General features: G+C 67.7%; 8 protein-coding genes. All 8 read left to right on the forward strand.

What is annotated here, in order from left to right:
* Positions 1-10: 10 nt before the first annotated feature.
* Positions 11-1495 (forward strand): sensor domain-containing diguanylate cyclase, encoded by a 1485-nt coding sequence (locus tag TSH64_RS21935; protein ID WP_247873085.1) that lies wholly within the window; start codon positions 11-13, stop codon positions 1493-1495.
* Between the two features lie 293 nt (positions 1496-1788).
* A complete protein-coding gene (locus TSH64_RS21940; RefSeq protein ID WP_109048921.1) occupies positions 1789-2670 on the forward strand; it encodes a formate/nitrite transporter family protein in 882 nt (293 codons plus the stop codon).
* 75 nt (positions 2671-2745) lie between these two features.
* Complete coding sequence (eno, locus tag TSH64_RS21945; RefSeq protein WP_109448240.1) at positions 2746-4023, forward strand: phosphopyruvate hydratase; 1278 nt, start codon at positions 2746-2748, stop codon at positions 4021-4023.
* Between the two features lie 459 nt (positions 4024-4482).
* Positions 4483-5925 (forward strand): bifunctional enoyl-CoA hydratase/phosphate acetyltransferase, encoded by a 1443-nt coding sequence (locus TSH64_RS21950; protein ID WP_109448242.1) that lies wholly within the window; start codon positions 4483-4485, stop codon positions 5923-5925.
* Between the two features lie 12 nt (positions 5926-5937).
* Positions 5938-7164, forward strand: a complete 1227-nt coding sequence (locus tag TSH64_RS21955; protein ID WP_109448244.1) for an acetate/propionate family kinase — start codon at positions 5938-5940, stop codon at positions 7162-7164.
* A 74-nt stretch (positions 7165-7238) separates the two neighbouring features.
* Positions 7239-8189: a DMT family transporter gene (locus tag TSH64_RS21960; RefSeq protein WP_109448246.1), complete on the forward strand. Its 951-nt coding sequence runs from the start codon at positions 7239-7241 to the stop codon at positions 8187-8189.
* A 49-nt stretch (positions 8190-8238) separates the two neighbouring features.
* On the forward strand, positions 8239-8997 hold the full coding sequence (gene pgk / locus TSH64_RS21965) for a phosphoglycerate kinase (RefSeq protein ID WP_109448248.1): 759 nt from the start codon (positions 8239-8241) through the stop codon (positions 8995-8997).
* 71 nt (positions 8998-9068) lie between these two features.
* Positions 9069-9176: glyceraldehyde 3-phosphate dehydrogenase NAD-binding domain-containing protein (locus TSH64_RS21970; RefSeq protein WP_247873380.1), on the forward strand; the 108-nt coding region annotated here is incomplete at its 3' end.

Here is a 9176-nt window from a genome sequence, read left to right on the forward strand (position 1 = left end):
TGTCGGCGGTTTGCCCGAAACGGTCCGGCGGAGCCTGCCCGATTATGCCCGGCGCCTGTCGGACGGCGGGCGGATCGGTGAGCGCTGGACGGTCGGCACCGGGGGAGACGGCCGGGGAAAGGACGGGAGTGCCGAGACCGTCCTGGCCTGCGACTGTTCGGGGCTCCGCCTGACGGACGGGCGTCTGGCGATGCTCGTCCATGCAAGGCCGCTTGCAGGGATGGAGCCGACGCCTGCGCCGAAGCTGCACCTGTCGCGGATGGTCGAGAATCTGCCGATGGCCGCCGCCTATGTCGAGGGCGAGCGGATTTTCGTCAACCACGCGGCGGAACGGCTGATCGGCTTCCGGCAGGACGAGTTGCCGACGATGGAGGCATGGTTCAAGTCGGCCTATCTCGGCCGGGACCGGGAAATTCGTCAACGCTACGATGCCGCGCGGCAGGCGGAGGCCTCGGTGCTGACCGAATTGCAGGTGACCCGCAAGGACGGCGCCCGCCGCTGGATCCGTTTCTTCGCCTATCTCACCCATGGCGGAGAGGTGTGGCTGATGGAAGACGTGACCGACCAGCGCGCCACACTGGAGGCATTGCATCAGGAACGTGCCGTCCTGCAAAGCCTGATCGATTCGATGCCCGACATCGTCTTCTTCAAGGACCGCGACGGCGTCTTCCTGAACTACAACCGTGCCTTCCTCGATTATGTCGGCTGGCACCTCAATTCGAATGGCCGCCTGCGCGACATCGATATGGTCGATGGCGATGCGGCGGAGCGTCGCCGGCAGACCGACCTGCGCGCCATGCGGGAGGGGATGACCCGCGGCGAGGAGTGGTTCGTCTATCCCGATGGCCGGCGCCGGCTGATGGAAACGCTCAAAACCGCCTGCCGCGACCCGCAGGGCACCATCCTGGGCGTCGTCGGCATCTCCCGCGACATCACCGGCCGGCGGGAGATGGAGGAGATGCTTCGCCGCAGCGAAGCGGAAAAGGACCATCTCGCCAACCATGACCCGCTGACCGGCCTGCCCAACCGCCGGCTGTTCTTCGCCCGCACGGACTCGGCACTCGCCCACGCCCAGCGCATCGGCCAGCCGCTTGCCCTGCTGTTCATCGACCTCGACGGCTTCAAGCCGGTGAACGACCGGCTGGGTCACGATGCCGGCGATCGGGTGCTGCGGGTGACGGCGGAACGGCTGACGGCATGCCTGCGCACATCCGACCTCGTGGCGCGCATCGGCGGCGACGAATTCACTGTGCTGCTGGAAGGCCCTGGGTCGCTCCGCGATGTGGAGCACGTCGCCGGCAAGCTGATCCAGGCGGTGTCGGCGGAGATCGAACTCGGCCGCGACACCCTGTCGGTGGGCGCCAGCATCGGCATCGCGCTGTATCCGCGGGATGCGGGCAACGCCCAGGATCTGCTGAAGGCCGCCGACGATGCGCTCTACCAGGCCAAGCATGCCGGCCGGGGCCGATTCATCGTCTGCGGACACCCTCGCTGAGCCGTCGGCAGGGCCATGATGTAGCAACACTACAGAAGCGCACGCGACGCGGGATCCAACAGCTCCACGCTTTAAAAGCCTTGTTTTCTGTGACCTTCCTCTCAATTACCGCCCCTCCCCTGCGACCGAATTGCTCAGGCGACGCGCTTGCCAGCCTCCTCCCGACAGGAGTATGTAGTAAAGCTACATGGCGGGAGCGAAACCGGCCCCTGGCCGCGATTTTGACAGCGGCAGGGCCCGGCGCCCTCCCCCGACGGGCCAGCACCGATGCGCGGCAGCGAGGACATCGACCGATGAACATGGACAGCAAGGATGTGGGAGGCTGGAGCCAGCCCACCCCGCAAACTCTCGACGCACTGATGCCCGACGCCATCGCGCTCGCCGCCGAAAACCTCGGCGTCAAGAAGGCACATTACGACACTCCCACCCTGTTCGCCCTGGCGGTTCTCGCCGGTGCCTTCATCGCCATGGGCGGCCTGTTCGCCACCGTCACCATGTCGGGTGCCGAAGGCATGCTGCCCTATGGGGTGACCCGGCTGCTGGGCGGTCTGGTCTTTTCGATGGGGCTGATCCTGGTGATCGTCGGCGGTGCGCAGCTGTTCACCGGCGACGCGCTGATGGTGATGGCCTGGGCCAGCGGCCGGCTGCATGCCCGCGAGATGATGCGGGTGTGGACGACGGTGTGGATCGGCAATTTCGTCGGCGCCGCCGGCACCGCCCTGCTGGTCTTCCTGTCGGGACAATACACCTTCGGCCATGGCGCGGTCGGCGCCTCGGCCCTGTATTTCGCGGTTGCGAAGAGTTCGCTGCCGACGACCCAGGCCTTCTTCCTCGGCATCCTGTGCAACGTGCTGGTCTGCTTGGCCGTCTGGCTGGCGCTGGGCGCGCGCAGCGTCGGCGACAAGATCCTGGCGATCACCTTCCCGGTCGCCGCCTTCGTCGCCGCCGGCTTCGAGCACTGCGTCGCCAACATGTATTTCGTCCCGCTCGGCCTGCTGATCGAATGGGGGGCGCCGGACAGCTTCTGGCACGACCTCGGCCGCGCCGCGCCGTCCATCCCGGTCGGCCATTATCTGGTCAACCTCGCCGCGGTCACGCTCGGCAACTGGATCGGCGGAGCGGTGATGGTGGGTGCCGTCTACTGGTTCATCTACCGGCGTCCCAAGCTGCGCTGAGCGCGGGTCCTTTAAGCACCTTTCCCGACACGTCTGCGAACTGTCATTCCCTCAAGAAACGGGACATCCCTTCCCATGAGCGCCATCACCGAAATCCGCGCCCGCGAAATCCTGGACAGCCGCGGCAATCCCACCGTCGAAGTCGACGTCAGCCTTGAGACCGGCGCCTTCGGCCGCGCCGCGGTACCGTCGGGCGCCTCCACCGGCGCCCATGAGGCGGTCGAGCTGCGCGACGGCGACAAGTCCCGCTTCGGCGGCAAGGGCGTACTGAAGGCCGTCCAGTCGGTCAATAGCGAGTTGTCCAAGGCGCTGACCGGCATGGATGCCGCCGACCAGCGCGTGCTCGACATGACCATGATCGAGATCGACGGCACCGAGAACAAGAGCCGCCTCGGCGCCAACGCCATCCTGGGCGTGTCGCTGGCGGTCGCCCGCGCCGCCGCCGAAGATGCCGGCCTGCCGCTCTACCGCTATGTCGGCGGCGCCTTCGCCTCGCTGCTGCCGGTGCCGATGATGAACATCATCAATGGCGGCGCCCATGCCGACAACCCCATCGACATCCAGGAGTTCATGATCATGCCGGTGGGCGCCGAGACCGGCGCCGACGCCATCCGCATGGGCTCCGAGATCTTCCAGTCGCTGAAGAAGAAGCTGAAGGACGCCGGCCACAACACCAATGTCGGCGACGAGGGCGGCTTCGCCCCCAACATCGGCTCGACCGACGAGGCGCTCGGCTTCGTCATGAAGGCCATCGAGGCCGCCGGCTACAAGCCGGGCGACGACGTCATGCTGGCGCTCGACGCCGCCTCGACCGAGTTCTTCAAGAACGGCAAGTATGAGCTGGCCGGCGAAGGCAAGTCGCTGTCGCCGGAACAGATGGTCGCCTACTGGGCCGATCTGGCCGGCCGCTACCCGATCATCTCGATCGAGGACGGCATGGCGGAAGACGACTGGGAAGGCTGGAAGGCGCTGACCGACGCCATCGGCAGCAAGGTGCAGTTGGTCGGCGACGACCTGTTCGTCACCAACCCCAAGCGTCTGGCCCAGGGCATCAAACAGGGTGTCGCCAACTCGATCCTGGTGAAGGTGAACCAGATCGGCACGCTGTCGGAGACGCTGGAAGCGGTCGATATGGCGCACAAGGCCGGCTACACCGCCGTCCTGTCGCACCGTTCGGGCGAGACCGAGGACAGCACCATCGCCGATCTGGCGGTCGCCACCAACTGCGGCCAGATCAAGACCGGCTCGCTCAGCCGTTCGGACCGCTTGGCCAAGTACAACCAACTGATCCGCATCGAGGAGCAGCTTGGTGTCGCTGCCCGCTTCGCCGGCCGCGGCATCCTGAAGGCCTGAGTTTCCCGAGCTTCCTGAAGTCCCCTGCCCGGCAATCCTCCGCCCCCCTCTCCTGCCCCCGGAGAGGCGATCACGGCGGCAGGGACCGCCCCTGAAGGGACTTCATGGACGGGCGGCGGGCGCCCCGATCGCTGAGACGTCCCGCCGTAGTACCCCCTCCTCCCGTCTCTCCCCGGGAGGAGGGGGAAGCCCCGCCCGGCCATCCCGCAGAACTCGGCCTTGAGCCACCTGCGGCATAGTGTCAAGGGCCGGGCTTTTCGATGGTTCCATGTTGCGATGCACAGTTAATATATTAATATATCGATGGTTCCCGGCGCGGCGCAGAACGCTGGCGCAAAACGGGCGACGAGTTCGGACGACACACTGGACGGCCACCCTTTCCGTCCTCTCCCGACGCCGCCCCATCGGACCGTAGAAAACGGGCCGCTCGCTCGACCCGGTCAACCGGAGTGTTCAAAAATGCGTGCCAGTGGTGAAGCTTCCGGCAACGGCGCCTGCGCCGTCGTCGAGAATGTGACCTTCGACGAAATCCAGATCGGCCAGTCGGCCAGCCTGTCCCGTCAGCTGACGCTGATGGATGTGGAGCTGTTCGCCACCGTGTCGGGCAACATCAACCCGGCCCATCTCGACCCGAAATTCGCCGCCGACAGCCGGTTCCAGAAGGTGATCGGTCCCGGCATGTGGTCGGGTTCGCTGATCTCGGGTGTGCTGGGCACCTATCTGCCGGGCGCCGGCTCGCTCTATGCCGGCCAGAGCCTGCAGTTCCGCCGCCCGGTCGGCCTGGGCGACATCGTCACCGCCACCGTCACCGTGATCGAGAAGCGTCCGGCCAAGAACGTCGTCGTCTTCGACTGCGTCTGCACCAACCAGGATGGCGAGATCGTCGTGCTGGGCACCGCCGAGGTGATCGCCCCGACCCAGAAGGTCATCCGCCCGGCGCATGAGCTGCCGCAGATCCAGATGATCCGCCACGACAAGCACGACGCCCTGCTCGCCAAATGCGACGAGCTGCCGCCGGTGGTCACCGCCGTCGCCTATCCCTGCGATGTCAGCTCGCTGCAGGGCGCCGTCGAGGCGGCAGAGGCCGGGCTGATCGAGCCGATCCTGGTCGGGCCGGAAGCGCTCATCCGCAAGGTCGCCGCGGCCGGCGGGCTCGACATCGCCCGTTACCGCATCGTCGACGCCGCCCACAGCCGCGCCGCTGCCGCCGCCGCCGTGGCGCTGGCCCGCACCGGCGAGGCCGAAGCGGTGATGAAGGGCAGCCTGCACACCGACGAGCTGATGGGCGAGGTGGTGAAGAAGGAGACCGGCCTGCGCACCGCCAGCCGGATCAGCCACGTCTTCCTGATGAATGTGCCGACCTACTCCAAGACGCTGCTGATCACCGACGCGGCGATCAACATCTACCCGACGCTGGAGGACAAGGTCCACATCGTCCAGAACGCCATCGACCTCGCCAAGGTGCTGGGCGTCGCCACCCCGCGCGTCGCCATCCTGTCGGCGGTCGAGACGATCAACCCGAAGATCAACACCACGCTGGAAGCCGCCGCGCTGTGCAAGATGGCCGACCGCGGCCAGATCACCGGTGGCATCCTGGACGGCCCGCTGGCCTTCGACAACGCCATCTCCGCCGAGGCGGCGCGCACCAAAGGCATCACTTCCCCGGTCGCCGGCCAGCCGGACATCCTGCTTGCCCCCGATCTGGAGGCCGGCAACATGCTGGTCAAGCAGCTGTCGTTCCTGGCGAATGCCGACCTCGCCGGCATCGTGCTGGGCGCCAAGGTGCCGGTCATCCTCACCAGCCGCGCCGACAATGTGCGGGCCCGGCTCGCCTCCTGCGCCGTCGCCTCGCTGGTCGCCGCCGCCAAACGCCAGCCGAAGCTCGCGCTGGCCGCCGAATAGGACATCCCCGTCATGGTCGCACTGTCAAATTCCAGCGAGGACGCCTGCCTCGTCATCAATGCGGGTTCCTCCAGCCTGAAATTTTGCGTCTTCCAGGGTGGCAGCGCCACCGAGATCGAGCCGGTCGTCACCGGCCAGATCTCCGGCATCGGCACCGCTCCCCGCTTCGAGGCGAAGGACGCCGCCCGCCACAAGATCGCCGACCACAGCTGGGCCGCCGGTGAGAATCCGGGCCGCCCGGAGCTGCTCCACCATCTGCTCGACTGGATCGGCGACACGCTGAAGGGCGCCACTTTGGTGGCCGCCGGCCACCGCGTCGTCCATGGCGGCACCCGCTTCTCGGCACCCGTGCGCGTCACCCCGGCGGTGCTCGACCAGCTGGAGGAGCTGATCCCGCTCGCTCCCCTGCATGAGCCGCACAACATCGCCGCCATGCGGGCGCTGGCCCAGGTCTATCCGTCGCTGCCGCAGGTCGCCTGCTTCGACACTGCTTTCCACCAGACCCAGCCCTGGCAGTCGCAGACCTTCGCCATCCCGCGCGAACTGACGGCGGAGGGCATCCGCCGCTACGGCTTCCACGGGTTGAGCTACGAGTACATCGCCCACCGCCTGCCCCAGGTGGCGCCGGAACTGGCCGACGCTCATGTGGTGGTCTGCCATCTCGGCAGCGGCGCCAGCCTGTGCGCCATGCGCGGCGGGCACAGCGTCGACACCACGATGGGATTCACCGCGCTGGACGGCGTGCCGATGGGCACCCGGCCGGGCACCATCGATCCCGGCGTGCTGATCTATCTGATGCGCGAGAAGGGCTACGGCGCCGACGAGCTGGAGAAGCTGCTCTACCACAAGTCGGGCATGCTGGGCGTCTCGGGCCTCTCCAACGACATGCGCGACCTGGAAAACTCCGACCTGCCGGCGGCTGCCGAGGCGGTGGAGCTGTTCTGCCACAACGTCGCCAAGCAGGTGGCGGCACTGGCCGGCTCGATGGGCGGGCTGGACGCGGTGGTCTTCACCGCCGGCGTCGGCGAGAACTCCACACTGGTGCGGTCGCGGGTGGTGGAGAAGCTGTCCTGGCTCGGCGTCGCCATCGACCCGGCGGCCAATCGGGCGAAGGCGACCCGCATCTCCGCCCAGGAGAGCCGCGTGCCGGTCTTCATCATCCCGACCGACGAGGAACGGATGATCGCCCGCCACACGCTGGGCGTGATTGCAGCAGAGCAGTTGGAACGGGCGGCGTAAGCGCAGCAGACGCCGGCAATTCTCCCTCTCCCAGAACGGGAGGGGGAGACCTCCCCGGGCAGGAAAGCGTCATCATGGAACAGGTCCCTACAAGCGCCGCCGCCAAACCGCCGGAAAATGTCCGACTCGGCATCCTGTCGATGCTGCTGGCGATGGCCCTGATGACCATCATGAACGCACTCGCCAAGATCCTGGCGGAGAGCTATCCGCTGGGCGAGGTCACCTTCTTCCGCAACCTGTTCGCCCTGCTGCCGGCGGTCGCCATGGTCGCCGCGGCGGGCGGGCGGAGCTGCCTGCACACCGACCATTGGCAGGGGCATCTGTGGCGGGCCATCGTCGGGCTGGCATCGATGGTGCTGCTGTTCTGGGCCTATCACCTGATGCCGCTGGCCAATGCGGTGGCGATCTCCTACTCCGCCCCGCTGTTCCTCACCGCCCTCTCGGTGCCGCTGCTGGGGGAGAGGGTCGGCGCCTTCCGCTGGGGTGCGGTGGCGGTCGGCTTCGCCGGGGTGCTGATCATGGTCCAGCCCGGCGCCGGCATGCTCGACCGCGGGGCGTTGGTGGCGCTGACCGCCGCCGTCTGCTACGCGCTGGCGATGATCGCCATGCGCCAGCTGGGCCGCACGGAAAAGCCGGTGACGACGGTCTTCTATTTCACCGTGGTCTCGACCCTGCTCAGCGCGCTGGCCCTGCCGTTCGGCTGGACGACGCCGGACGGCCATGCGCTGGCGCTGATGGCGGGAATGGGGATCGCCGGCGGCGGGGCACAGTATTTCAGCACGCGGGCCTATTCGCTGGCCCGGGCGGTGGTGGTCGGCCCCTTCAGCTATGCCAGCCTGATCTACGCGACGATCCTCGGCTGGCTGGTCTGGGGCGATGTGCCGGCCCCGCATGTGATCGTCGGCGCCACTGTGGTGATCGGCAGCGGACTGCTGATCCTCTACCGCGAAACCCGCCGCGCCGCGGCGTCCCCATCGAAGCCTTGCACAACACCGTCGGGCGCCGGGCCGATCCGGACCGCCTGACCGGCAAAGAACGAACGACAAGACTGGTTCGAAGAAAAGGACAGGCATCATGCTTACGACCGATGTCCGAGGCAATTCGGCCCCCCGACCGACAGGCCGGCTGCATCTGATCACGGGTGGTCGTGATGCAGCCGCCCCATCCCGGCCGACACTGTTCACCCCGGCCCGCAAGGCGGGACGGTCCGACCACGCGGTTTGCGCCATCGTCGGCGGTACCACCCTGTCCGCCAAGCTGGAGCTGCTGGGTCGGCTGGTGACGCGGGTCGACGTTCTGGCGCTGGGCGGCGGCGTCGCCAACACCGTCCTGGCGGCGACCGGCACCGACATGGGCGCCTCGCTGTGCGACTATGGGCTGATCGACGAGGCCCGCAAGCTGCTGGACCGGGCAAAGACCTGCGGCTGCGAGCTGCTGCTGCCGGTCGACGTGGTGGTGGCGAGCGATGCACGGAGCGGAACGGAGGACCGTATCGTCCCCTGCTCCGCCATCGGGCCGGAGGACATGGTGCTCGACATCGGTCCGGCAACCATTGCGCGGCTGACCGCCTGCGTCGAGGCCGCCAGGACCGTGGTGTGGACGGGGCCGCTCGGCGTCTATGAGATCGCCCCCTTCGACGGCGGCACCGACGCGCTGGCCTGGTTCATCGCCCGGCGCACCCGCGACGCCGGCCTGCGGTCGGTGGCTGCCGGTAACGACACCATCGCCGCGCTGACCGCGGCGGGGGTAGAGAACCGCTTCAGCGAACTGACCAGCCGCGACGCCCTGCCGGACTGGCTCGATGCAGCCACCCCGCGCGCCGTCCCCGCCTGATCGCGGGCTTGCGCGCCGATATCGGAATTCCTGCGGGTCGAAACCCGCCTTATGAACGACTGGAGCACATCATGGCTGTACGGGTAGCGATCAATGGGTTCGGCCGCATCGGCCGTCTGGTTCTGCGCGCCATCTACGAGAGCGGCCGCAAGGACGTGGAGGTCGTGGCGATCAACGAC

The organism is Azospirillum sp. TSH64 (assembly GCF_003116035.1).
Taxonomy (GTDB): Bacteria; Pseudomonadota; Alphaproteobacteria; order Azospirillales; family Azospirillaceae; genus Azospirillum.

Coding starts and splice junctions, on each gene's coding strand:
- eno (WP_109448240.1), top strand. CDS start 2,746: ATGAGCGCCATCACCGAAATCCGCGCCCGCGAAATCCTGGACAGCCGC.
- TSH64_RS21960 (WP_109448246.1), top strand. CDS start 7,239: ATGGAACAGGTCCCTACAAGCGCCGCCGCCAAACCGCCGGAAAATGTC.
- TSH64_RS21955 (WP_109448244.1), top strand. CDS start 5,938: ATGGTCGCACTGTCAAATTCCAGCGAGGACGCCTGCCTCGTCATCAAT.
- pgk (WP_109448248.1), top strand. CDS start 8,239: ATGCTTACGACCGATGTCCGAGGCAATTCGGCCCCCCGACCGACAGGC.
- TSH64_RS21940 (WP_109048921.1), top strand. CDS start 1,789: ATGAACATGGACAGCAAGGATGTGGGAGGCTGGAGCCAGCCCACCCCG.
- TSH64_RS21950 (WP_109448242.1), top strand. CDS start 4,483: ATGCGTGCCAGTGGTGAAGCTTCCGGCAACGGCGCCTGCGCCGTCGTC.